General features: G+C 38.9%; 18 protein-coding genes. All 18 read right to left on the bottom strand.

All coding sequences use genetic code 11. The features are described 5' to 3' along the window. Positions 1-277 precede the first annotated feature (277 nt). Positions 278-1129, bottom strand: coding sequence for a peptide chain release factor N(5)-glutamine methyltransferase (prmC, locus tag CWR45_RS04695; protein ID WP_115748646.1), 852 nt, complete (start codon positions 1127-1129; stop codon positions 278-280). Between the two features lies 1 nt (position 1130). Further along, positions 1131-2201 carry a peptide chain release factor 1 gene (gene prfA / locus CWR45_RS04690; RefSeq protein WP_115748645.1) on the bottom strand — a complete coding sequence of 357 codons (1071 nt, stop codon included), beginning with the start codon at positions 2199-2201 and terminating at the stop codon, positions 1131-1133. 140 nt (positions 2202-2341) lie between these two features. Then, positions 2342-2962, bottom strand: coding sequence for a thymidine kinase (locus tag CWR45_RS04685; RefSeq protein ID WP_115748644.1), 621 nt, complete (start codon positions 2960-2962; stop codon positions 2342-2344). A 211-nt stretch (positions 2963-3173) separates the two neighbouring features. After that, positions 3174-3419, bottom strand: coding sequence for a type B 50S ribosomal protein L31 (locus tag CWR45_RS04680; RefSeq protein ID WP_114917929.1), 246 nt, complete (start codon positions 3417-3419; stop codon positions 3174-3176). Between the two features lie 168 nt (positions 3420-3587). Further along, positions 3588-4868: a transcription termination factor Rho gene (gene rho, locus CWR45_RS04675; protein WP_115748643.1), complete on the bottom strand. Its 1281-nt coding sequence runs from the start codon at positions 4866-4868 to the stop codon at positions 3588-3590. 1071 nt (positions 4869-5939) lie between these two features. Further along, positions 5940-6908 carry a class II fructose-bisphosphatase gene (gene glpX / locus CWR45_RS04670; RefSeq protein ID WP_115748642.1) on the bottom strand — a complete coding sequence of 323 codons (969 nt, stop codon included), beginning with the start codon at positions 6906-6908 and terminating at the stop codon, positions 5940-5942. 106 nt (positions 6909-7014) lie between these two features. After that, positions 7015-8301, bottom strand: a complete 1287-nt coding sequence (locus tag CWR45_RS04665; protein ID WP_115748641.1) for a UDP-N-acetylglucosamine 1-carboxyvinyltransferase — start codon at positions 8299-8301, stop codon at positions 7015-7017. 437 nt (positions 8302-8738) lie between these two features. Beyond that, positions 8739-9383, bottom strand: coding sequence for a fructose-6-phosphate aldolase (gene fsa / locus CWR45_RS04660; protein WP_115748640.1), 645 nt, complete (start codon positions 9381-9383; stop codon positions 8739-8741). Positions 9384-9534: 151 nt separating this feature from the next. Next, a complete protein-coding gene (gene fba / locus CWR45_RS04655; protein ID WP_115748639.1) occupies positions 9535-10389 on the bottom strand; it encodes a class II fructose-1,6-bisphosphate aldolase in 855 nt (284 codons plus the stop codon). A gap of 122 nt (positions 10390-10511) precedes the next feature. After that, positions 10512-10862: a response regulator gene (locus CWR45_RS04650; RefSeq protein ID WP_281271835.1), complete on the bottom strand. Its 351-nt coding sequence runs from the start codon at positions 10860-10862 to the stop codon at positions 10512-10514. A 683-nt stretch (positions 10863-11545) separates the two neighbouring features. Then, entirely contained in the window at positions 11546-13153 is a 1608-nt protein-coding gene (locus CWR45_RS04645) for a CTP synthase (RefSeq protein WP_115748637.1), read from the bottom strand. Between the two features lie 316 nt (positions 13154-13469). Continuing rightward, positions 13470-13964, bottom strand: a complete 495-nt coding sequence (gene rpoE, locus CWR45_RS04640) for a DNA-directed RNA polymerase subunit delta (protein WP_115748636.1) — start codon at positions 13962-13964, stop codon at positions 13470-13472. Positions 13965-14445: 481 nt separating this feature from the next. Continuing rightward, on the bottom strand, positions 14446-17721 hold the full coding sequence (gene icmF, locus CWR45_RS04635; RefSeq protein ID WP_115748635.1) for a fused isobutyryl-CoA mutase/GTPase IcmF: 3276 nt from the start codon (positions 17719-17721) through the stop codon (positions 14446-14448). A 353-nt stretch (positions 17722-18074) separates the two neighbouring features. Next, a complete protein-coding gene (locus CWR45_RS04630) occupies positions 18075-19214 on the bottom strand; it encodes an acyl-CoA dehydrogenase (RefSeq protein ID WP_115748634.1) in 1140 nt (379 codons plus the stop codon). 41 nt (positions 19215-19255) lie between these two features. Beyond that, on the bottom strand, positions 19256-20398 hold the full coding sequence (locus tag CWR45_RS04625) for an acyl-CoA dehydrogenase (RefSeq protein WP_115748633.1): 1143 nt from the start codon (positions 20396-20398) through the stop codon (positions 19256-19258). Between the two features lie 32 nt (positions 20399-20430). Further along, positions 20431-21282, bottom strand: a complete 852-nt coding sequence (locus CWR45_RS04620) for a 3-hydroxybutyryl-CoA dehydrogenase (RefSeq protein ID WP_115748632.1) — start codon at positions 21280-21282, stop codon at positions 20431-20433. Positions 21283-21515: 233 nt separating this feature from the next. After that, positions 21516-22703: an acetyl-CoA C-acetyltransferase gene (locus tag CWR45_RS04615; protein WP_115748631.1), complete on the bottom strand. Its 1188-nt coding sequence runs from the start codon at positions 22701-22703 to the stop codon at positions 21516-21518. A gap of 141 nt (positions 22704-22844) precedes the next feature. Next, positions 22845-24947, bottom strand: coding sequence for a (Fe-S)-binding protein (locus CWR45_RS04610; RefSeq protein ID WP_115748630.1), 2103 nt, complete (start codon positions 24945-24947; stop codon positions 22845-22847). Positions 24948-24959 lie beyond the last annotated feature (12 nt).

Here is a 24959-nt window from a genome sequence, read left to right as displayed (position 1 = left end):
ACAATCAACGGCCATATGGTGGATGATAAGATTCTTTCTCATTTATAGTTAGAAAATTAATTACGCCCGCACAATCCCAGCGGAGGAAAAACACGGAGACTCCTGCGGGAGGAAAGGCCTCGGTGAGCCTCCGAAGTGCGACAGCACAAGGAGGCTCACCAGCCGCCCGCGGAAAGCGTAGTGTATTTCCGCAGCGGAAGCCTATAATTCAGTCATCATCCCAGCTCATTTTATTGTGATTTCGTGAAAAAGGTAATAGACAACAAATGTAAGCTACCTACAATCTTGCTGCAATAATTCTATCCTTCCCGTTGATATCCTGGATTGTTTGAACTTCACTCGTTGGAAAGGTATGTTCAATTATTGAGCTTACTGCATCTGCTTGTGTATAGCCGATTTCGAATGCTAGTGCTGTATTCTGCTTTGCGACTTTTTGTGCTTGATTAATAATCTGTTTATATGCGGCTAATCCATCTTCATCGGCAAATAATGCTAGTGCTGGGTCAAAATCTTTTACAGTATCTGCAAGCATTTCTGTTTTTGCGATATAAGGGGGATTCGAAACGATGATATCTGCTTGAATGCCCCCATCAATAAATGGCTCCAAAAAGTTACCTTCTAGAAAATGAATCTTCGCCTGCAATCGAGCTGCATTCTCCTTTGCAACATGGAGTGCATCTGTTGATATATCTGTTGCATACACAGTAGCATTTGGGAGCTCTAAGGCGAGTGAAATCGCAATCGCCCCGCTACCTGTACCTACATCAACAATCGTAAGGGCTTGTCCATCATAATCTTGCGCTGCGTCATTTATCACATATTGGACAAGCTCCTCCGTTTCCGGTCTTGGGATGAGCACATTCTGATTGACTAGAAACTCTCTACCATAAAAACTCTCTACGCCTGTAAGATGTTGGACGGGTATACCAGTTTCAGCATGTTTCATAATGTCTTCTTTAAACTTTTCAATAATAGGGGCAGCAACCGGATCCTGCATCTTCATATAAAACGTTGATCTCGTAACATTTAAATAATGCTGGAGCAGAATTTCTGCAACTCTCGGTTCACGATTATGCTTCTCTAAAAAAAGAGAAGCCCATTTTAGGACTTCATATTGTTTATTTCCCATATTATTCACCAATGTGCTCTAGCTTTTCCATTTGTTCTGCAGATTGCAATGCTTCGATAAATTCATCTAACTTACCTTGAAGAATTTGGTCAAGCTTCTGAATTGTTAAGCCAATTCGGTGATCGGTAACCCGATTTTGCGGGAAATTATACGTACGAATTCGTTCCGAGCGATCTCCAGTACCAACTGCAGATTTACGAGTTTCATCTAATTCCGCTTGTGCTTCTTGTTGGAATTTATCATAAATTCTTGCACGAAGAACTTTCATTGCTTTTTCTTTATTTTTGATTTGGGATTTTTCGTCTTGAATCGAGACTACAATTCCCGTTGGTTCATGTGTTAAACGGACAGCAGACATAGTCGTGTTAACACTTTGCCCACCAGGTCCACTAGATGCAAAGGTATCGACACGAATGTCCTTTTCATGCACTTCCACTTCTACATCCTCTGCTTCAGGTAAAACAGCTACTGTTGCCGTAGAAGTATGAATACGACCGCCAGATTCTGTTTCTGGTACACGTTGTACTCGATGTGCTCCATTTTCATATTTCAGCTTCGAGTATGCACCATTTCCGTTGATCATAAAGATTATTTCTTTATAGCCACCAACACCAGTTGTATGAGCCTCCATTATTTCCGTTTTCCAGCCCTGATTCTCTGCATAACGAGAATACATTCTGTAGAGATCCCCAGCAAATAATGCAGCTTCATCTCCACCTGCTGCGCCACGAATTTCCATAAATACGTTTTTATCGTCATTTGGATCTTTTGGCAGAAGTAAGATCTTCATCTTTTCTTCTAAATCCGTTTTTGACTGGGTTAACTCAGCTATTTCTGCTTTTACCATTTCTTGCATATCAGCATCTTGCTCATCCTCAAGCATTTCCTTTGCATCCGTTAACTGGGAACCAACATCTTTATATTCACGAAAGGCTTGAACAGCATCTGCCAATCCTGATTGTTCCTTTGAATATTCACGTAGTTTATTTGTATTACTTATTACTTCTGGATCACTTAATAATTCATTTAATTTATTATAACGATCTTCTAATGATTGTAAACGGTCTAACATCACGAACACCTCTTTCTGATTAACAGTATCATTATATTATACTCAATGGATACGGTCAAAATTTATTCTTTCAATATACGCATGAACTGCAGATTAAAAAAGCAATAGCGACATACCAAAAAGAGCACCAATCAGGCACTCTAATCAGATACTTTGGATAGCTTTTGTAAAAGTTGAATTCTCGGTTTGTTAGGTACTTCGTGGTGATGGCGACATCTCGGCTCGTAGGATTCCGATGCACCTACCAGAATAACCGAATCATCATAGGATGCTGGCTTTCCGTTAATTAACCGCTGAGTTCGATTAGCTGGAGCGCCGCAAACCGGGCAAATCGCACTTAGTTTTGTTACAGATTCGCTGATTGCCATTAGCTTCGGTACTGGTCCAAATGGCTCGCCACGGAAATCCATATCAAGGCCTGCGACAACAACGCGAATACCTCGATTCGCTAGTTCATCGGCTATGTCAACAATATTCTCGTCAAAAAACTGCACTTCATCTATCGCGACGAAATCCACTGTTTTATCAATATGCTTCAGTACTTCTTCCGAGCTGTTTATCGGAATCGCTATCGTTGATGTTCCATTATGAGAAACGACAGCCTTTTCTTCATAACGATTGTCAATTGCTGGTTTAAATACACGCATCGTTAGATTTGCATAAGCAGCACGGCGAACTCGACGAATCAATTCCTCTGATTTCCCAGAAAACATACTACCACAAATCACTTCAACCCAGCCGCTTTGCTTCATTACATACATTTACAAGAATCCCTCACTTTGGCATTGTATAAAAAAAGTTATGTATGTTGTCTAGTTTACCACTAAATTCAACATAATAACTCATAATTCGTCAGATTTTAAAGTAAAAAAACAGGCAAAATATAGACATTTTGCCTGTTCTCTTAGTAAAATATGTCGGATACTTTACTTTTATTATGCAGCTACAACTATTAAAAGTTGTTTCAGCTTTTTATTTAAGATTATATTTCTTCTTGAATCGGTCAACACGGCCGCCGACTTTATCAGCTTTTTGTTTACCAGTGTAGAACGGATGAGAATCAGAGCTAATTTCAACTCGGATTAATGGGTATGTGTTACCATCTTCCCACTCAATTGTTTCACTAGATCCTCTAGTTGATCCACTCAAAAATTTGAAGTCTGAACTAGTATCAAGAAATACTACTTTTTGGTATTCTGGATGAATATCCTTTTTCATCATCTTCCACTCCTCTTTGCCCTGAGTCCTTTGGAAACAGAGTTATTCTAAGAGCCGTCATAGGTTTAAAACCTTATCAAAACTCACATAAAATGATTATACCAGTGTCGAAGGGTGATTGCAATAGCTAGTAAAAAATTAATATAGCGTTATATGGTATAAAACTTACTATTTCTTAATTCCTTTTCGTTTCATTTCCTCGTCCATTTGTTCAAAAAATTCCTCATTGTTCTTCGAAGATTTTAACTTTCTCAGGAATCGTTCTAAGAAGTTTTGTGAATCCTGCATCGTCTTACGGATTGCCCACATCTTATCAAGCTGCCCCTTAGAAACGAGCAATTCTTCTTTACGCGTTCCAGAACGTAGAATATCAATAGCAGGGAAAATTCTACGATCCGATAAATTACGGTCTAAGTGCAACTCCATGTTTCCTGTACCTTTAAATTCTTCATAAATGACGTCATCCATACGCGAACCAGTATCAACTAAAGCTGTTGCTAATATCGTAAAACTTCCGCCCTCTTCAATGTTTCTCGCAGCACCAAAGAATCGTTTCGGACGGTGGAATGCTGCCGGGTCAATCCCCCCTGAAAGAGTACGACCACTTGGTGGAATAACCAGGTTATAGGCACGTGCAAGTCTTGTAATACTATCCATCAAAATAATGACATCACGTTTATGCTCTACTAATCGCATCGCACGTTCTAACACGAGCTCAGACACTTTAATATGATTTTCTGGAACCTCATCAAAGGTAGAACTAACAACATCTACATCCTTTGCAACTGAACGTTCGATATCGGTTACCTCTTCAGGACGCTCATCAACAAGTAAAATAATCAATTTTGCTTCTGGGTGATTTACACTAATACTGTTAGCAATTTCTTTAATTAGTGTTGTTTTCCCAGCTTTCGGCGGTGCAACAATTAAACCACGTTGCCCAAATCCAACCGGTGTCATTAAATCAATAATTCGTGTTGAAATCTTGCTCGTCTCGGTTTCTAATTTCATAAAACGATTTGGATATAACGCTGTTAATCCAGGGAAATGGACGCGCTCTTTCGATGTCTCTGGGTCTTCACTATTTACTGCATCCACATGCAACAAACCAAAGTAACGCTCGTTTTCTTTTGGTGGGCGCACTTTTCCAGATACCTTATCACCGTTTCTTAGATCAAAGCGGCGAATTTGTGAAGCAGAAATATAAATATCCTCGGCGCTTGGGGAGTAATTAATTGGTCTTAAGAAACCAAATCCTTCTGAAGGGATAATTTCTAATACACCATCCATAAATAAGAAGCCGTCTTTTTCTGCCTGTGCTTTTAAAATCGCAAATATAAGTTCTTTCTTCGTAAGTTTTGCGTAATAAGAGACTTTATATTCTTTCGCAAGCGTATAAAGCTCTTTTAATGTTAATACCTCTAATTGAGAGATTGTTAATGCGGACATTCTATCACCACGCCTATTCATATTAATATCTTAACATTTAATATTGGAAAGATTTTACTCTTGCTCAAGATGTGCCTGTTCTTCATGTATTAAAGCCTATTATTGTGATTGAAACTTCCTTGTGTGGAGTGTTCTCTTCCCCGCTGAGGTTGGATTGCTTTTCGGAATGAGTTTTGGAATCGGTCTTTCACTATATCATTTGCAGTACTCATTTTTCGAGGGGGATACCTTAATATAAAAAACTAGGGTTAGCCATACTTACTCATTAAGTAAGTAGTGATACTTTCTTATCTAGATAGGAAAGTTTCATATTAACTGAAGTAATTCTTATGCCGGAACAGCCATGTCCAGCTCCAACGCTTAAGCTTTAGCGGGACTTCCCTCACCTCATGACAATCTAAGGGACTTGCCGATTGGTTACACATGAGACTTAGTCGCACTTATACCCTTTGTGGTGAAAGTCAATATTGAAACACCCCACGTCCTTGAAAAAGAAAACACATTTTCTGTGCGATGTTTCTCAAGGAAGCCTTCCTTATCCTTTAGGGCGCAGTCCGTACTTCGCTAAACTAGCTATAAGCTTTTGTACTCTGCTAAAATAATAGCATTATCATTAAATTAAATTAATCGTTCTACTTCTTTTATGGAAGATGTCCTTTGAGAGATGTAGAATTTATGCAGAAGCTTAAGTCAGAAGTATTAAAAATAACTTAGCTGAATTATTCTCTAAGCGTAAATATGGTAGCGGTTTTATTCAAGTATAAATATACTTACCAAGAAGGCTCTATCTTAAACATTTATTATAATACGCTTTTCATCAGTATTATTCAATACTATTTATAGAAATTCTACTAATTGTGTAAAATTTCCTTTGTAATTTATTAGAAAGAGTAAGAAACTTTTTTCTTCCAAGATAATAACTTCTCATTCGCCGCAATCTGTACATTAGTTATACGTATGCTCTATCTATCTAGCCCTTGCTAGATAAATAGAGTTGAAAAACAATCGCATGGATGAAAGGAAAGGAAGCCTCTCTTATTTGGCTTCCTTTCATTATTTGTGCAAGTCTTTTTATGGCTGCATAACAAGATTAGGTTTTTTCTGCAAGCTATGTTTTCCATCAATAAAGCGAACTGTTCCACTTTTTGCTCGCATAACAACGGTCGATGTTGTTGCATTAGAGCCTTTAAATTGTACACCCTTCAGCAATTCACCATCTGTAACTCCCGTTGCAGCAAAAATTACATCATCACCACTACAGAAATCATCCATGTAAAATACTTTATCAAGATCGGTAATGCCCATTTCATGACAACGAGCTATTTCCTCGTTATTAGAAGGAAGAAGCTTGCCTTGAATTTCTCCACCTAAGCACTTTAATGCTGCTGCCGCAAGTACCCCTTCAGGAGCTCCACCACTTCCTAATAAAATATCAACACCGGTATCGTCAAAGGCTGTATTAATTGCTGCAGCAACATCGCCTGCTGGAATTAGTTTTATTCTAGCTCCAGAATTACGAATATCTTCAATCAATTGTGCATGTCGCGGACGATCTAATACAGTTGCAACAATATCCTCTATATCTTTATTCTTTGCTTTTGCAACTGCTTTTAAATTATCAATGACGGGTGCATTAATATCAATCTTCCCAACTGCTTCTGGTCCGACAGCAATCTTATCCATATACATATCTGGTGCATGTAACAACGAACCTTTATCAGCTATCGCGATAACAGATAGAGCATTCCAAGATCCCTGGGAAACAATGTCGGTTCCTTCTAATGGATCAACAGCAACGTCAACCCCAGGACCTTCTCCTGTTCCAAGCTTCTCACCAATGTACAACATTGGCGCTTCATCCATTTCTCCTTCGCCAATCACAACCGTTCCTTGCATCGGAATTGTATCAAAGACAGAGCGCATTGCAGTTGTCGCGGCATCATCTGCTTCATCTTTTACGCCTCTTCCCATCCAACGTGCGGATGATAATGCAGCAGCCTCTGTAACACGAACAATCTCCATTGATAAACTTCTTTCCATAGTATACCTCTCCCTTTTTAATAAAATATTCTCATCCCAAAAGAATTACTTTATTAAATAAGGTTTACAAAGGGATATTCCCCAAGGATAATAATGAAGCTTCACATCATGAGTTCTGGAATTGAATAACTTCCTTTTCCGTCATCTCTTCTCTCCATACTCTTGCACCGAGACCAGTAAGTTTCTCTGTAATATTCTCATAGCCTCTATCAATATGTTCTAAGCCTGTTATCTCTGTGATACCATTCGCCATAAGTCCTGCTACGATTAATGATGCCCCTGCACGTAAATCACTTGCCTTTACTTTTGCACCTTCCAATTGAACAGGACCTGCGACAATTACCGATCCACCCTCAACTTTTATCATTGCATTCATTCTTCTTAATTCATCTATATGCTTTAATCGGGCAGAGTAAATAGTGTCTGTCACGACTCCAGTACCAGTTGATCTCGTCAGCAACGAAGTAAAAGGTTGCTGAAGATCTGTAGGAAACCCCGGATAAACCAAAGTTTTGATATCCACGCTTTTCAATATTCTTTGTGGTCTGATTAGCAATTGTTCATCGCTTTCTTCAATCGAAACACCCATTTCTCTAAGCTTTGCAAGTAAGGGTTCGATATGCCTTGTAATTACATTATCGATAATTACTTCTTTACCTTGAGCCGCTGCTGCAATAGCAAATGTTCCAGCTTCAATTCGATCTGGAATAATCGTATGCTTACAACCATGCAGTGTTGGTACACCCTCGATTCGTATAACATCTGTACCTACACCTTTAATTTTCGCACCCATATTCGTTAACAATGTAGCGACATCAATAATCTCTGGTTCCTTTGCAGCATTTTCAATAATTGTTTTTCCCTTAGCTTTAACTGCTGCAAGCATTATATTAATTGTTGCTCCAACGCTAACAACATCTAAATAAATTCTTGCACCTCTTAGTTCCTTCGCTCGCAAATAAATTGCACCTTGTTCATTCGTAACTTCAGCACCAAGAGCTTCGAAACCTTTAATATGTTGATCAATCGGACGTGGTCCTAAATAACAACCTCCAGGAAGGCCAATTACTGCCTTGTTAAATTTTCCAAGCATTGCTCCCATGAAATAGTAAGAGGCACGGAGCTTCTTTACTTTTCCATTGGGCAATGGCATTGCAACCATATTCTCTGGATTAATCGTCATTGCTTGTCCATTCCAAGATACTTGACCACCAATTTCCTCAAGCAAATCTCCTAATGTGTGAACATCGGAAATTTCTGGAAGTCCCTCCAGGGTAACTGGTGAATCCGCTAATATGGATGCAGGCAACAAAGCAACTGCACTATTCTTGGCTCCACTTATCCGGACCATACCATTTAATGAATGGCCACCTTCAATTAACATCTTTTGCATATAAATAACCCCGCTTTTAGAGGTTGTTCAAATCAGATTTGAACACACGTCATTTCTTTTTTTTGCTTATTTTGGAAAATATAGACTTAGCCAATCGTTATACAAATACTACTTGTATAAAATGAAATTGATTTCATCTGTATGATTGATGAAATCGCACGAACGTCTGTAAATAGTTGAGGAGAAAATTAGGATGATTAGTTGGAGATATAAACAACGAGTTGAAAGCACAGAAAATACCCTGCCCGATTTTCTCGTTTATGTAATTCTTATGATGTATGATCCATCTAACATCCTTAGCACTTTTTTGCATTATGAAATTCCAAAATTTGTCTTATCTTCGTGATAAGTAATCTCCCTATTCAGCAAAGTAATAAGTTGCTAAATTGGGAATCTCCGCTTAGTTCTAGTTTTTACAAATTAGAGATATTCATACCTTAATTTTGTTTATTCCAGTCTGCTAAAAATTTCTCAATTCCTTGGTCTGTTAATGGATGTTTAATAAGTTGACTTAATACATTGTAAGGAATTGTTGCAATATGTGCGCCATTTAATGCAGCATCGATAACATGTAATGGATGACGAATCGAAGCAGCGATGATCTCTGTCTTAATATCATGACGATCAAAAATTTCCGCAATCGTAGCAATTAAGTCCATTCCATTATGTCCAATATCATCTAGACGACCTAGAAATGGAGATACATAGCTGGCCCCTGCACGTGCAGCTAGAAGTGCTTGGTTAGCATTGAAGATTAATGTTACGTTTGTTTTAATATTAAGATCGTGGAAAGCTTTTACCGCTTTAAGTCCTTCTAAAGTCATGGGAACTTTTACTGTAATATTAGGTGCAATTGCCGCTAATTCTTTCCCCTCGCTAATCATACCTTCTGCGTCTTCAGAAATAACTTCTGCACTGACAGATCCAGATACTTCTTCTGTAATTTCACTTAGACGATCATGGAATGATACGCCTGCCTCTTTTGCAACAAGACTTGGATTCGTAGTTACACCTGCAAGTACTCCTAATGCATTTGCTGAACGGATTTCATCAATATTTGCTGTGTCAATAAAGAATTTCATTTGTATTCCCCCATTATAATTTAATATGAAAAACAAAATGATAATAATCTTCACGGAATATTTTGAAATATATATGTAACAAGACACCAGCTGGAGTGAAATCTCACTCCGTTGCTGATGTTAAATTTAATAAAACTGTGAATATCCTTTATTAAGCTTGTTGTGATGAACCGAATTCGCGCATCTTACCTTTAACTGTTTCTTTAATTGCTTCTGTGCCTGGTCCTAAGTATTTACGTGGATCGTAAATGTCAGGTTTAGCTGCAAGTGTTTCACGAACAGCATTTGTTTGTGCAATTTGGTTTTCAGTGTTTACGTTAATTTTTGCAGTACCTAAAGAAACTGCTTTTTGGATATCTTTTGTAGGGATTCCAGTTCCGCCGTGTAGTACCAATGGAACGTTAACAAGATTTAAAATTTCTTCCATTTCTTTAAATCCTAGATTTGGTTCACCTTGGTATGGTCCATGTACAGAACCTAGTGCCGGAGCTAAGCAATCAACGCCTGCTTCTGATACTAGACGTTCACATTCCGCTGGATCTGCATATTGAATTCCGCCGATTATGCCGTCTTCTTCTCCACCAACAGTACCTACTTCTGCCTCAACAGAAACACCATGGATATGAGCTAACTCAACAACTTGTTTAGTTATTGCAATGTTTTCTTCGATTGGTGAATGTGATGCATCAATCATTACAGATGTGAATCCAGCATGAATTGCTTGTGCAACTTTTTCAAAGCTTGTTCCATGATCTAAATGAATTGCAACTGGAACAGTTGTACCATATGATTCCATTAAAGATTTTACCATTGCTACTACTACATTGAAACCGCCCATATATTTTCCAGCACCTTCAGAAACACCAAGAATTACTGGTGACTTCTCTTCTTCGGCTGCTTGCAAAATAGCTTGGATATACTCCAAGTTATTGATATTGAACTGTCCTACTGCATAGCCATTTTCTTTCCCTTTTTCTAGCATTTCTTTCATTGATACTAATGGCATTACATTTCCTCCTTTAGATAAGTACGCTTCATCTACCTAAATTTTTATACACTCTAAGAATACCAAGTACTAGAGACAGGTGCAACAATTTAGCTATAACTTAAAGATTCTGAAAAACAATTTTAATCAGTTTCTGTTAAAACTGAATGGACTTGCAAACGAAAATCACTGATATTAAAAGGTTTTGCAATTACCTTCCTTACTAGTTTACTTTGCTCTACTTTATCCATAATTTTCTCAACTAGACCACTTATAACAATAGTTGCGACTTCTTTATTCTCTTTTTCTAGTGTCTCTAATAGCTTTTCTCCATCAATAATAGGTATATTATAATCTAAAATGATGAGGTCAAATGTGTTCGAGTAAATTTTATCTAGCGCCTCTTTTCCTGTTGCCGCAGTCATTATTTGATATCCTTCGCTGCTTAGGATGTCTGTCAACAATAATCTGATACCTGGTTGATCGTCTACTATTAAAATCTTTTTGATATGAATTCTAATCGCCCCCTACAGCATAGATTCATCCTCTTACACTATGGTTCGATATTTTACCCTATTATTCCTGCAAAAATGGTAATAATTGTATTGCCATTTTTTTACAATTACAGAAAAGTGCACTATTAGTTGCTGCTACGTAAACAACTTCCTATCGTATAGCTACTTGCGACTATAGGCTTCCGTAAACTATAATTTAAGGTTAAATTTATATAAACTGCGGACTAACTTTGGATGATATTTGCTTCCTTGGATGTCGCTCCAGAAATACACTTCGCTTTCCGCGGGCGGCTGGTGAGCCTCTTTGTGCTGACGCACTTCTGAGTCTCACCTAGACCATTCCTCCCGCAGGAGTCTTCGTGTATTTCTTCCGCTGGGGATAGTACAGAATTTAACGACAAAAGATTGGCAAGCCCGCTAACTATCGAAGTTGTTCTAGTAGATTCTGGCGACTCGTATATAAATAGCAACTGCTAACCAGATCTAAAATTACAAATGTAATTAGTTCTCTTATTATCAACTACTCATTTATGCTCCATTACTTGTAAATAGCAACAGATTTATTTGTTGGGACGTGGAGTCGCAGTCCAATTCTATTATAGTATTGTTATCAATAAAAAAACCTCAAGTAAGGGGTAATATCCCTTACTCGAGGTTTAGCTTTAGTTGCTATTGTATTGTACTGATGCTTCAATAAAGCCTTTGAATAGGCCTTGTGCTCTGGTTGGTCGTGATGTGAATTCTGGATGGAATTGACATGCAACGAACCATGGATGGTCTTGTATCTCAATAGTTTCCACTAGTCTACCATCTGGGCTTGTTCCCGAGAAGATAAATCCTTTTTCTTCCATTTGTTCACGATAAACATTATTAAATTCATAACGATGGCGATGGCGTTCTTCGACAGAATCTGCTCCATCATATGCTGCTTTCGTCTTTGTACCATCCTTCAATTTACATTCATACGCACCAAGTCGTAACGTTCCGCCAAGGTCAGAGATATCTTTTTGCTCTGGTAATAAATCAATAACTGGATGTGGTGTACTTGGATTGATTTCCGCAGAATGCGCTCCTTCTAAGCCAACAACATTACGTGCAAACTCAACAGACGCTAACTGCATGCCAAGGCAAATTCCAAAGAAAGGAATTTGATTCTCACGAGCATAACGAATCGCTTCTATTTTGCCGTCGATACCTCTATTTCCAAATCCGCCTGGTACGATAATTCCATCAACATTCGCTAATTCCTTTTCAATTGCTTGCTTATCTAATTGCTCCGAATTAATCCAATGAATGTTAATATCAGCATCATATACATAACCTGCGTGCTTCAATGATTCTACAACAGATAGGTATGCATCTGGTAATTCTACATACTTACCAACTAAACCAATATCAATGGTTTTCGATAGATTTCTAACTTTATTAACAAGTTCAGTCCACTCTGTCATCTCAGCAGGCCCACAATCTAAACCAAAATGATCACAAACTAATTGATCAAGCTGTTGATCTTGTAGAGTTAAAGGAATTTGATAAAGTGTGTCTGCATCTGGCATTTCGATTACAGCATTTACATCAATATCACAGAATAAAGAGATCTTTTCCTTCATTTCCTTGCTTACTTCATATTCCGTACGTAAAACAACGACATTTGGTTGAATTCCTAATGATCGTAATTCTTTTACACTATGTTGAGTTGGTTTTGTTTTCATTTCACCAGCAGCTTTAATGTACGGGATAAGAGTACAATGCACGTACATTACACTGTCACGACCAACTTCTTTCTTAACTTGACGAATTGCTTCAAGAAATGGCAATGATTCGATATCACCAACGGTTCCACCAATTTCCGTAATTACGACATCAGCGTTTGTAGCTTCTCCAGCACGATAGACCTGGTCTTTTATTTCATTTGTAATATGCGGAATTACTTGGACAGTACCGCCAAGATAGTCTCCGCGTCGTTCTTTGCGAATAACATTGGAATATACTTTCCCTGTTGTAATATTGCTATATTTATTTAAATTATTATCAATAAATCGTTCATAATGTCCTAAATCAAGATCTGTTTCCGCACCATCTTGTGTTACAAATACTTCCCCATGCTGATATGGACTCATTGTTCCTGGGTCAACATTTATATATGGATCAAATTTTTGGAGCGTTACCTTTAACCCTCGATTTTTCAATAAACGTCCTAATGATGCAGCGGTTATTCCTTTTCCCAAGGAAGAAACTACGCCACCTGTAACAAAAATATACTTCGTCACGATGAATCCCTCTTTCCTCACTATGATATTGAATTTTATTCGTTTATAATTCGCAAACCTGGATGTCACTAACTCTTAGTAACAACCATAGCTGCCTTTTAGTTTAAGAAGCTGGTACTTCATTAATTACCTAAAAAGATACAATTATAAGTCCCTAAAATCACTAGGAAGCTATACTAACACGATACGTATTCCCTTAAATTAAAAAACAAAAGCGCCCCCCCGTCCTTCGGGGAAACGCATTAAAATTTAAATTATAGAGCCCAAGTAAAATTTTACTCATTGAGCTATAAAAAGTCAAGCAGCCATGGAAAAATTAATCTTCTTCGTCTACTTCCATCTCTTCATCATCGAAATCTTCAATGAAATTATCTAGATCTTCATCTTCAACATCTAAATCCTCATCATCTATAACTTCGTCTAAATCTAAATCGTCCTCATCATCCAATTCTCCAAGCTCGTCATCGAATGCAGCATCTTTCTCAATTGGTGTTTTCTTTTTCTTCGCAACTGTCTTCTTCTTTTTCACTGGAGCATGTACTTCTTCATCTTGTTGTTCTACAGGATACCAGCTTCTTAATCCCCACATATTTGAACCCGTTGTCGTAAAACGACCATCAATATTCATATCTGTGTAGAATTGAGCAATTTTCTTTTCCTTCTCTTTATTCGTGAATTCTCTAAACTCGGAAATTCTATCGAAAATTTCATTAAAATGGAGGGCTTTTTTTTCTTCTTTTAAAATCATCCCGGTTAATTCTATTAATGACATTCCTTTTATTTCCTCGTGGCTAAGATCTTTTAAGCTCACGGTCATGCACTCCCTTTACTTATATATTGCTAGCTTTATCACATAGTTATTTAACAATGAATTCAATTTTATCCATACTATACTATAACATTTTTCATATAAAATAAACATACATACATTATAATCATATTTATTATGATTATGCTATAATTCGAGAACAAAAAAGTTGGAAGCTTGCATTGCTTCTCAACTTTTGAAGATAAACACAATTAGAAGTGGCAGTCGCCTTCACCTTTCTTTTGCTAGTATCGCGTGGGGCTAGCGACTATGGTCATAGTCAATGGACACTCCGAGTGGGTAAACCACCACTCTACGGCCCCTTGTCTCTGTCCTCCGTCGCTGGTCAAGCCCGCTATACTTTTCTTTGGCCAGTTCAGGCTCCTAAAAGCTACCGACATAAGCAATTGACACTACAAGACCGCGTGCTTTTCGGTCCCTTGCTTATGCGTCCGCTTTAGGACAGTCGCCTTCACCTTTCTTATTACATATTCCTTCTATACTGTCCTCCTACTTCATATAGTGCGTTAGTAATTTGGCCGAGACTTGCTACTTTGACTGTCTCCATTAATGCTTTGAAAATATTTCCCCCATCAGCTGCAACTGCTTTTAATTGGTTCAGCGCTTCGTCAACGTATTCTTTATTTTTTTGCTTAAATTTATTTAACTCCGTTATTTGGTGTTCCTTTTCCTCTTTCGATGAACGTGCAAGCTCCATCGAATCTATTTCCTCTGCTGAAGGTGGATTTGGATTTAGGTATGTGTTTACACCGATAATTGGTAATTCACCGGAATGCTTTTTCCTCTCATAATAAAAGGATTCTTCTTGAATTTTCCCACGTTGATACTGACGTTCCATCGCACCCAGTACACCACCACGATCATTCATTTTCTCAAATTCCTGGAGCACCGCTTCCTCAACGAGGTCTGTTAGTTCATCAATAATGAAGGAACCTTGTAATGCATTTTCATTTTTTCCGAGCCCATATTCTTTGTTAATAATCATTTGAATCGCCATTGCCCGTCTAACTGATTCCTCAGTCGGGGTTGTAATTGCTTCATCATAAGCATTCGTATGCAGGGAATTTGTATTATCCTGAATTGCAAGTAATGCTTGGAGTGTCGTCCGAATATCATTGAAATTAATTTCCTGTGCATGCAAGGATCTTCCAGATGTTTGCACATGATATTTTAATTTTTGACTACGTTCATTTGCACCGTATTTGTCACGCATCGTAATTGCCCAAATTCTGCGTGCCACTCTTCCAATCACCGTATATTCTGGATCCAATCCATTAGAGAAAAAGAACGAGAGGTTATGTGCAAATTTATTAATATCCATTCCTCTGCTTAAATAATATTCAACGTACGTAAAGCCATTCGCCAGGGTAAATGCAAGCTGTGTGATTGGGTTTGCACCAGCTTCAGCAATGTGATATCCAGAAATAGATACTGAATAATAATTTCGGACTTGATGATCAATAAAATACTGTTGAATGTCTCCCATCATCCGCAGGGCAAATTCTGTTGAGAAAATACATGTATTCTGGCCTTGATCTTCTTTTAAAATATCTGCCTGGACTGTGCCCCGAACGACTCGAATAGTGTCCTTCTTTATTGTCTCATATTCATCCTTGTTAGGCTCACGTCCTTTTTCCGCTTTAAAAATCAAAACTTGTTGATCAATTGCTGTATTGAAATACATCGCTAAAATGATTGGTGCAGGACCATTAATCGTCATCGAAACTGAAGTTAATGGATCGGTCAGGTCAAAACCAGCATAGAGCTTTTTCATATCATCCAAGGTTGCCATATTCACTCCACTCTCGCCGATCTTCCCAAAAATGTCTGGACGATGTGCAGGATCTTCTCCGTATAATGTCACCGAATCAAATGCAGTTGACAGCCGTTTTGCTTCATCATTTTTCGATAAATAATGAAAACGCCGATTCGTTCTTTCTGGTATTCCTTCACCAGCAAACTGTCGTGTCGGATCTTCCCCTTGCCGTTTGAATGGAAATACACCAGCTGTAAATGGAAAAGCACCTGGAACATTTTCTTTCATTAGCCATGTTAACCTTTCTCCCCATTCATTAAACTTCGGAAAGGCTACCTTGGGGATTTTCAATCCTGATAATGATTCTGTGACAATATCCATTGAAATTTCTTTATTACGAACAGTGAAGGTCATTGTTTCTTGATTATAACTTTCTTGAAGGTCACCCCAAGTGCCAAGCAGCGTTTTCACTTCTGGGTCAAGGGTTTTATGAAATCGTTCAAACGTTTGTTTGACTTTTTGAATATCTAGATCAAACGTTTGTTTGAATTCTTCTTCCCCGTATTCCTCCCCAATAACTTTCATGGTTCCTTCAAGCTGGTAAAGCTTACTGGCAATCTCACTTTGCTTTCTTACATTATCATGGTACACCCGAATGTGGTTGGCAATTTCCCTAAGATAGTGCCGACGATCATTTGTGATAATCATGTTTTGCTTTTCTGCAATAGTATGCCGATCAAAATCTACCGTTGCATTCCACTGATATTTTTCATTCAATGTATCAATCAGGGAGGCAAACAGTGCGTTCGTTCCTGAATCGTTAAACTGGCTTGCAATTGTACCATACACAGGAAATTTTACTTTGTCCTGCTGAAACAGCATGTGACTCCGTTCATATTGTTTTCTCACTTGGTTAAGTGCATCTTCAGAACCATTTTGCTCATACTTATTAATGACGATGAAGTCAGCATAATCAATCATATCAATCTTCTCTAATTGTGTCGGTGCACCGAATTCTGCTGTCATGACGTACATCGAAAGATCCGTAACTTCTGTAATTGCTGCATCTCCCTGACCAATTCCACTAGTTTCAATGATGATAAAATCAATGCCAGCTGCACGAAGTACATCGATTACATCATGAATAGCTGTAGACAGCTCGGTTTTTGAATTACGTGTTGCGAGGGAACGCATGTATACCCGATCAGTGAAAATTGCATTCATCCGAATACGATCACCAAGCAAGGCGCCTCCTGTTTTTCGTTTTGTTGGATCAATCGAAATAATCGCGACCTTTTTATCGGGAATCTCATTCATAAACCGTCGAATCAGTTCATCTGTTAACGAGCTTTTTCCCGAACCACCTGTACCAGTAATTCCAAGAACAGGGATATTTTCATTGCCTTTTTCCTTTAACATTTTCAAGACACGTTGCTTCTCATCTGAATCACCAGCTTCACTCTCGACAAATGTAATAAATTTTGCGATGGCCCGTCGTTCACCTTTCCCTAAGGCATCGAGATCCTTTTCTACTTCAATCGGCGGTAAAAAATCACTTTCCTCGAGCATGCGATTTATCATCCCCTGCAGGCCCATCTTCCTCCCATCTTCAGGAGAAAAAATCCAATTAACACCGTAAGCATGAAGTTCCTTAATTTCACGCGGGATGATGACACCCCCTCCACCCCCGTAAATTTTAATATGATTTGCCCCAAGTTCCTTTAATAAATCAACCATATATTTGAAGTATTCAACATGGCCGCCTTGATAAGAGGATATAGCAATTCCTTGAACATCCTCCTGGATTGCAGCATGAACGATTTCCTCTACTGAACGATTATGCCCCAAATGAATAACTTCCGCCCCACTAGATTGCAAGATCCTCCGCATAATATTAATAGAAGCATCATGCCCATCAAATAAACTCGATGAAGTGATGAACCGAACAGGATTTGCAGGTCGATAAATCTTGACTTGCTCCATTCTTGCTCCCCCCCTTATTTTCAATGTTGATATAAAGTGCGAACCAGTGATAATTTTGATTTCAGATCTTTAGAGAAGTTAAAATCCTCGAAAGGTTACATTGCTTTACTTCAATTAAGATCGTTTATGAGTGGTAAGCCACTCTTTTATATGTGATTTTTTACTACCTTAGCGGAAGAAATACACGGAGACTTCTGCGGGAAGAAGAGCCTAGGTGAGACTACGAAACGTTACAGCGTGAGTAGGCTCACCAGCTCCCCGCGAAAAGCGTAGTGTATTTCTGGAGCGAACGGCCTGAGAGCCCTTGGCTCCATACTAGTCCGCAATTTATCTAATCTCCACCAATCTACATCCTATTTCGTCAACATCCGTCCGATAACAAGGCGCTGTATTTCATTCGTACCTTCGTAAATTTGTGTAATTTTTGCATCGCGCATGTAGCGTTCAACAGGATAATCCTTTGTGTAGCCATAGCCCCCAAATATTTGAACAGCCTCTACCGTCGTTCGCATCGCTACATCTCCAGCAAAAAGCTTAGACATGGCGGATGCCTTCCCATATGGATGTCCAGCAGACTCTAACCATGCTGCTTTGTATGTTAATAATCTTGCGGCTTCAATTTCTGTAGCCATATCCGCAAGCTTAAAAGAGATTCCTTGATTATTTGCAATCGGCTTACCGAATTGTTCGCGTTCTTTTGCATATTTTACCGCGGCGTCTAATGCGCCTTGCGCAATTCCAAGAGCCTGTGCGGCAATTCCATTCCGTCCACCATCAAGCGTTGTCATTGCAATTTTAAATCCTTCGCCTTCCGCGCCAAGTATATTTTCTTTTGGTACATGGCAATTTTCGAAAATTAATTCTGTTGTCGGTGAAGACCGAATACCTAATTTCTTCTCCTTTTTTCCGAAAGTAAATCCTTCTGTTCCTTTCTCAATGATAAATGCGCTAATCCCTCTATGCTTGACATCTTCATCAGTTTTGGCAAATACAATGTATATGTCTGCTACTCCGCCATTCGTAATCCAAACCTTATTGCCGTTTAGTATATAATGTTCGCCGTCAGCTTTTGCTGTTGTTTTCATTGCAGCAACATCACTACCAGCACCAGGTTCAGATAGTGCGTATGCACCGAGTGCTTCACCTGTAGCAAGTCGGGATAAGAAGTTCTTTTTTTGTTCTTCAGTTCCATATTTATAAATCGGCCAGCTTGCAAGCGATAAATGCGCAGACAAAGTAACTCCTGTAGATGCACAAACCTTTGAAAGCTCCTCTACTGCTATACAATAGCTGACATAATCTGCATCTATCCCGCCATATTCTTCTGGCCATGGTATCCCTGTTAAACCAAGCGCTGCCATTTTGTCAAAAATCTCTCTGTCAAAACGCTCTTCCTCATCTCGTTCAGCTGCAGTAGGTTCAACTTCTTTCTTAGCAAAGTCTCGCACCATTTTTCTTAGCATTTCCTGTTCTTCTGTGAGCTGGAAATCCATATAGGTCGTTCCCCTTTCACTAGCTTTCTAACTCAAGCTGTTTACGATTGTAGTAAATGTTTTGCAATCACGATATGCTGAATTTCATTAGTTCCTTCATAAATCTGTGTCACTTTTGCATCTCTGAAAAATCTCTCGACTGGGTAATCCTTCGTGTATCCATAACCACCTAGAACTTGCACTGCTTCAATAGCTGTTTTCATCGCGGTTTTCGATGCATACATTTTTGCCATTGATGCCTCTTTACCACAATCAATATTCTGCTCTACTAATGATGTGACATGATAAACTAATAATTTTGCCGCTTCAACTTCTAACGCCATATCAGCTAATTTAAAGGATATTCCTTGATTGGCCGCAATCGATTTTCCAAATTGCTCTCGTTCTTTCGAATAATTCACGGCATATTCCAGTGCCGCCTCGGCAATACCTAGTGCCTGCGCTGCGATGCCAATTCGTCCAACATTCAAATTCGCCATCGCGATTTTGAATCCTTCACCTGCAGCACCTAACAGCTGACTTTTCGGTACAATACAGTTATCAAAGTTTAGCTGTACCGTACTTGAACCTTGAAGTCCCATCTTTTTTTCTTTTTTTCCGATAATCAGTCCAGGTGTATCTTTTTCTATAATAAATGCACTGATCTCATTTGCTGATTGATCATTATTTGTTCTTGCAAACACGATAAATGTATCAGCCACACCGCCATTTGTTATGAACACCTTGGAACCATTTAATACATAGTGATTGTTTTCTTCCCTTGCTGTTGTTTTCATACTTTTCACATCTGATCCTGCTCCAGGCTCCGTTAAAGCGAATGCACCAAGATATTGTCCCGAGGCGAGCTTTGGTATATAATGCTCCTTCTGCTCTTCTGTCCCAAAATGTAATATCGGGATAGTACCAACTGAGGTGTGAACAGATAATACCACCCCTATGGTAGCGCTTACTTTCGAAAGTTCATGAATTGCTATAATGTAGGATGTATAGTCCATTCCGCTCCCACCATATTTTTCAGGAATAGGAATACCCATTAATCCCACTGCCCCCATTTTCTCGATGACCTCTTTTGGAAATCTATCTTCTGCTTCCATTCGCTCAATTTCTGGTGAAATCTCTTTTGTTGCAAATTCCTGAGAAAGCTTTTTAATCATCTCTTGTTCCGCTGAAAAATTAAGATCCATATCTTGGTGTCCTCCAGTATTTGGTCTTTCATTTAACTATATTCGTAAAAGCCTTTACCTGTTTTCTTACCAAGCCAACCAGCTTTAACATATTTTCTAAGCAGTGGACAAGGGCGGTATTTACTGTCATTAAATCCATCATAAAGCACTTCCATAATTGATAAACAAGTATCAAGGCCAATAAAATCAGCTAATGTGAGTGGACCCATTGGGTGATTCATTCCAAGCTTCATGACTGTATCAATATCTGCCGGTGAGGCAACACCTTCGTAAACCGTATAAATCGCTTCATTAATCATCGGCATAAGAATGCGATTCGAAACAAATCCGGGAAAGTCATTTACTTCAACAGATACTTTTTGCAGCTTTTTACTTACTGCTTCAATCGCCAAATATGTCTCATCACTCGTTTGCAAGCCACGAATAATTTCCACTAGATTCATCACGGGAACTGGATTCATAAAATGCATGCCAATAACTTGATCTGGACGATTAGTCTCCGCAGCAATCTCCGTAATCGGCAGTGAGGATGTATTTGATGCTAATATGGCATGCTTTGGCGCAATTTCATCTAGTTGGCGAAATATCTTAGCCTTAACTTCCATATTCTCAAGTACTGCTTCAATCACAAGATCACAAGATGCTACATCGTTTAGTTGCATCGTTGGAATTAATCGATTTAACGTTTGCTCTCTCTCTGCCTCATTCATTCGCTCTTTTTCAACAGATCGAGCCAGCAACTCTTTAATTTTGTTAAATCCTTTATTGAGTGCTTCTTCACTCATGTCATGTAGCAATACCTCGTATCCTGCTTGCGCACAGACTTGAGCAATTCCTGCTCCCATTTGTCCAGCCCCAATTACCATTACCTTATTAATCGGCATCCACTATTTGCTCCTTTCTATCTTTTACTGGAATTCGAACCATGCAGGTAAAGTTTTCACCTTTTTTTCATGTGCTTAGGAAAGGCATTCGGTTGGAGCTCTTACCATTCTCGAATTCTTGAGAGCTTCGTTCATACTCTTGAGAGCTCCAGCTATGTCCACGAAAGCCCCATCTAAAATATAAAAACTCCAACCATACCTACTAGCGCTTCTGATCAGCCCCTCGAGCTTCTTTATTCACCTGCTACTTCAATCAGAATAGCGTCTCCCTGTCCACCACCGCTGCAGATTGCTGCGATTCCTAAGCCGCCGCCTCGACGTTTTAATTCATGAATTAATGTTAAGATGATTCTCGCACCACTCGCTCCAATAGGATGACCGAGTGCAACTGCACCACCATTTACATTGATTTTCTCATGGTCTATCCCTGCAATATGACTGCTTGCAAGCGATACTGCAGCAAATGCTTCATTAATTTCAAATAAATTAATATCATCAATTGAGTGCCCTGTTTTCTCTAATAGTTTATTAATCACCAGTCCTGGTGTTTGTGGGAATTTCTCCGCTTCTACCGCTACCTCTGCATGTCCTAAAATGGTTGCCAGTGGCGTTTTTCCAAGTTCTTCTGCTTTTTCATCTGACATGACGACAAATGCGCATGCACCATCATTTACTCCTGGCGCGTTTCCAGCTGTAATTGTTCCATCTTTATCAAAAGCTGGTCGTAATGCCGCCAATCTTTCAATAGTCGTATCTTTACGTGGTGCTTCATCCGTATCTACAACAACTGGCTCACCTTTTCGTTGTGGAACTTCAATTGGCACAATTTCCTCTGCAAACTTTCCCTCTTCGATTGCTTTATTTGCTAGCTTATGACTACGGTAAGACCATTCATCCTGCGCTTCTCTTGTTAATCCAAATTCTTCTGCAGTTGAATTTCCGTAATTCCCCATGTGTACACCTGTGAAAGTACAAGTCAATCCATCACTGATCATCATGTCTTTTATAGTTTTATCGCCCATGCGATTCCCCCAGCGAGCATCTGGCAGATAATACGGTGCATTGCTCATGCTTTCCATTCCACCAGCAACAATTACGTCTTCTTCGCCTAATCGAATCAGTTGATCTGCAAGGGTAACACTACGCATACCAGAAGCACATACTTTATTAATCGTTTCTGTTTTCACTTCCCATGGCAACCCCGCCTCTCTTGCTGCTTGACGTGAAGGAATTTGCCCTTGCCCACCTTGTAAAACTGTTCCCATAATAACTTCATCAATTTCTGAACCTTGTAATCCAGCACGATTTACTGCTTCTTGAATCGTTTTTCCACCTAATTGTACTGCAGTTAATGACTTTAAAGTCCCTCCAAATTTACCAAATGGTGTTCTAGCACCGGAAACAATAACAGACTTTTTCATAATTGAATCATCCTTTTCTATTAATTTTAATTATATCGTTATATTAATACTATAAATCTATCAATTTGCTTGAACTTACTCAATATTTTTCCATAAAAGTAGTGGAACCTTCTTTACTCTATTTTACAGAACAATCTGTTTCTACGCTATCTTCTCTCCCGTTTCGGTAAAAACAGATAAAGCTAGAATTTCTGCAACATCCATTGTACTTATATCTTCATCTACTTCTTTTGCCTTCGTCCCATCTGTTATCATCGTTAAACAGAATGGGCAAGCAGTGGAAATCATTGTTGGCTCAACGGAAAGTGCTTGCTCTGTCCGAGCAACATTGATGCGGTTTCCTGTCGTTTCTTCTGACCACATTAATCCACCACCAGCACCACAGCACATTCCATTTTCACGGCTGCGGTTCATTTCGACTACTTCCAAACCAGGAATTGATTGCAAAATTTCTCTTGGTGGATCATAAACGCCATTATATCTTCCTAAATAACAAGAATCATGATATGTCAATCTTTCGTTGATTGCCCGTTTCGGTCGTAGTTTATTAGATTTCACTAAATCGTATAATAATTGGGTATGATGATATACCTCTGCCTCAAATCCAAAATCTGGATATTCATTTTTAAAAAGATTAAATGCGTGTGGATCAATCGTTACTATTTTCTTCACGTCATACTTCTTAAAGGTTTTAATATTTTTCTCAGCAATTTCCTGAAATAGGAATTCATTACCAATTCGACGTGCAGTATCTCCAGAGTTTGTTTCCGTATTTCCAAGGATTGCGAAGCTAATATTCGCCTGATTCATTAGTTTTGCAAAGGCTAGTGCAATTTTTTGACTACGACTATCATAAGATCCCATCGAGCTAACCCAGAAAAGATATTCAAAATCCTTTCCTTCCTTTTGCAGCTCTTTTACCGTCGGAATAGATACAGTTTCATCTTCCTCACGCCATTTAATACGGTTTTTCTTCGATAGGCCCCATGGATTTCCTTGGCGTTCAATGTTCATAACTGCACGCTGGGCATCTGGATCCATCTTTCCTTCTGTCATGACAAGGTAACGACGCATATCAAGGATTGTACCAACATGCTCATTATTTACAGGACATGCATCTTGACAGTTACCACAGGTCGTACAGCCAGAGAGCTCCTCTTCTGTGATGACATCACCAATAAGATTCGCATGCTGAATCGTTGCAGCCGCTTCCCCTCCAGCACTTGCCTGATTGCCTGTTGAATTTGCGAAGGCATAGGAGGGTACCCAGGCGGTTTTACCTGTAATTGCCGCTCCCTTTTCCGTCAAGTGGTCCCGAAGCTTGATCATAATATCCATCGGTGACAACATTTTACCTGTACCAGAGGCTGGGCATACATCGGTACATCTGCCACATTCAACACATGCATAAAAATCAACCATTTGGTGCTGCTCGAAATCCTCTATTTTTCCAACACCAAAAGCGATTTCTTCCTCCTCTTCTTCACCATCCAAGTCAAAATCAATCTTTTCTAATTTTAGTGGTTTCTTTTTGCTTAAGAAAACATTTACAGGTGCTGCAATTAAATGGGCATGCTTTGATTGCGGGACATAGACTAAAAAGGTTAATAGTGTTACTGTATGTACCCACCAGGCGATATAAAACAGCACCAGCGCTGCAGTTGGTGTTAGAAAGCTAAATCCAGTAGCTATCACACTTGCAACTGGCTCTGTCCATGTCCGCTCAGTCCCAAGCCATATTTGTGTCATTCCATTTCCAAATAAAACGGAAATCATCAATGTACCAATAAATAATAGGACAAGTCCTGCTTTAAACCCACGTTTTAACCGGACAATCTTTTCCATATAACGACGATAAAAAGCACCAGCAACTGCTACTAGAATCATCAAGGTAACCAATTCCTGAAAAAACACAAATCCAGGATAAAATGCGCCAAATGGCAAATGGTTTCCCGGAGATAATCCTTTAATAAACATATCAATCGCACCAAATTGAACTAGGATAAATCCATAAAACATCATCACATGGATTGTCCCCGATTTCTTATCTTTCAGTAATTTAGATTGACCAAATACGTTGTTGACGATTCGTTGCAGACGAAGTTTGATTTCACTATCAAACTCTGATTTTTTCCCAAGTTTTATATAAGCAATACGAGTGGTCACGACTTTAATAAATAGATAAACTGCATAAATTGTAATTGCTAAAAATGCAATCCAGTTGATTATAAGAAACGTCTCCATTTATTCGTTCCC

Origin of the sequence: Oceanobacillus chungangensis (assembly GCF_003369565.1) — a bacterium.
Lineage (GTDB): Bacteria > Bacillota > Bacilli > Bacillales > Amphibacillaceae > Oceanobacillus > Oceanobacillus chungangensis.
Note: the sequence above shows the minus strand (reverse complement) of the source record. Positions and strands in the feature narration are given on the sequence as shown.

What these genes read in the sequence shown, in the direction of transcription:
- prmC (WP_115748646.1), bottom strand. Translation starts at nt 1,129, where the DNA reads ATGGGAAATAAACAATATGAAGTCCTAAAATGGGCTTCTCTTTTTTTA.
- prfA (WP_115748645.1), bottom strand. Translation starts at nt 2,201, where the DNA reads ATGTTAGACCGTTTACAATCATTAGAAGATCGTTATAATAAATTAAAT.
- CWR45_RS04685 (WP_115748644.1), bottom strand. Translation starts at nt 2,962, where the DNA reads ATGTATGTAATGAAGCAAAGCGGCTGGGTTGAAGTGATTTGTGGTAGT.
- CWR45_RS04680 (WP_114917929.1), bottom strand. Translation starts at nt 3,419, where the DNA reads ATGAAAAAGGATATTCATCCAGAATACCAAAAAGTAGTATTTCTTGAT.
- rho (WP_115748643.1), bottom strand. Translation starts at nt 4,868, where the DNA reads ATGTCCGCATTAACAATCTCTCAATTAGAGGTATTAACATTAAAAGAG.
- glpX (WP_115748642.1), bottom strand. Translation starts at nt 6,908, where the DNA reads ATGGAAAGAAGTTTATCAATGGAGATTGTTCGTGTTACAGAGGCTGCT.
- CWR45_RS04665 (WP_115748641.1), bottom strand. Translation starts at nt 8,301, where the DNA reads ATGCAAAAGATGTTAATTGAAGGTGGCCATTCATTAAATGGTATGGTC.
- fsa (WP_115748640.1), bottom strand. Translation starts at nt 9,383, where the DNA reads ATGAAATTCTTTATTGACACAGCAAATATTGATGAAATCCGTTCAGCA.
- fba (WP_115748639.1), bottom strand. Translation starts at nt 10,389, where the DNA reads ATGCCATTAGTATCAATGAAAGAAATGCTAGAAAAAGGGAAAGAAAAT.
- icmF (WP_115748635.1), bottom strand. Translation starts at nt 17,721, where the DNA reads ATGGAGCAAGTCAAGATTTATCGACCTGCAAATCCTGTTCGGTTCATC.
- CWR45_RS04630 (WP_115748634.1), bottom strand. Translation starts at nt 19,214, where the DNA reads ATGGATTTCCAGCTCACAGAAGAACAGGAAATGCTAAGAAAAATGGTG.
- CWR45_RS04625 (WP_115748633.1), bottom strand. Translation starts at nt 20,398, where the DNA reads ATGGATCTTAATTTTTCAGCGGAACAAGAGATGATTAAAAAGCTTTCT.
- CWR45_RS04620 (WP_115748632.1), bottom strand. Translation starts at nt 21,282, where the DNA reads ATGCCGATTAATAAGGTAATGGTAATTGGGGCTGGACAAATGGGAGCA.
- CWR45_RS04615 (WP_115748631.1), bottom strand. Translation starts at nt 22,703, where the DNA reads ATGAAAAAGTCTGTTATTGTTTCCGGTGCTAGAACACCATTTGGTAAA.
- CWR45_RS04610 (WP_115748630.1), bottom strand. Translation starts at nt 24,947, where the DNA reads ATGGAGACGTTTCTTATAATCAACTGGATTGCATTTTTAGCAATTACA.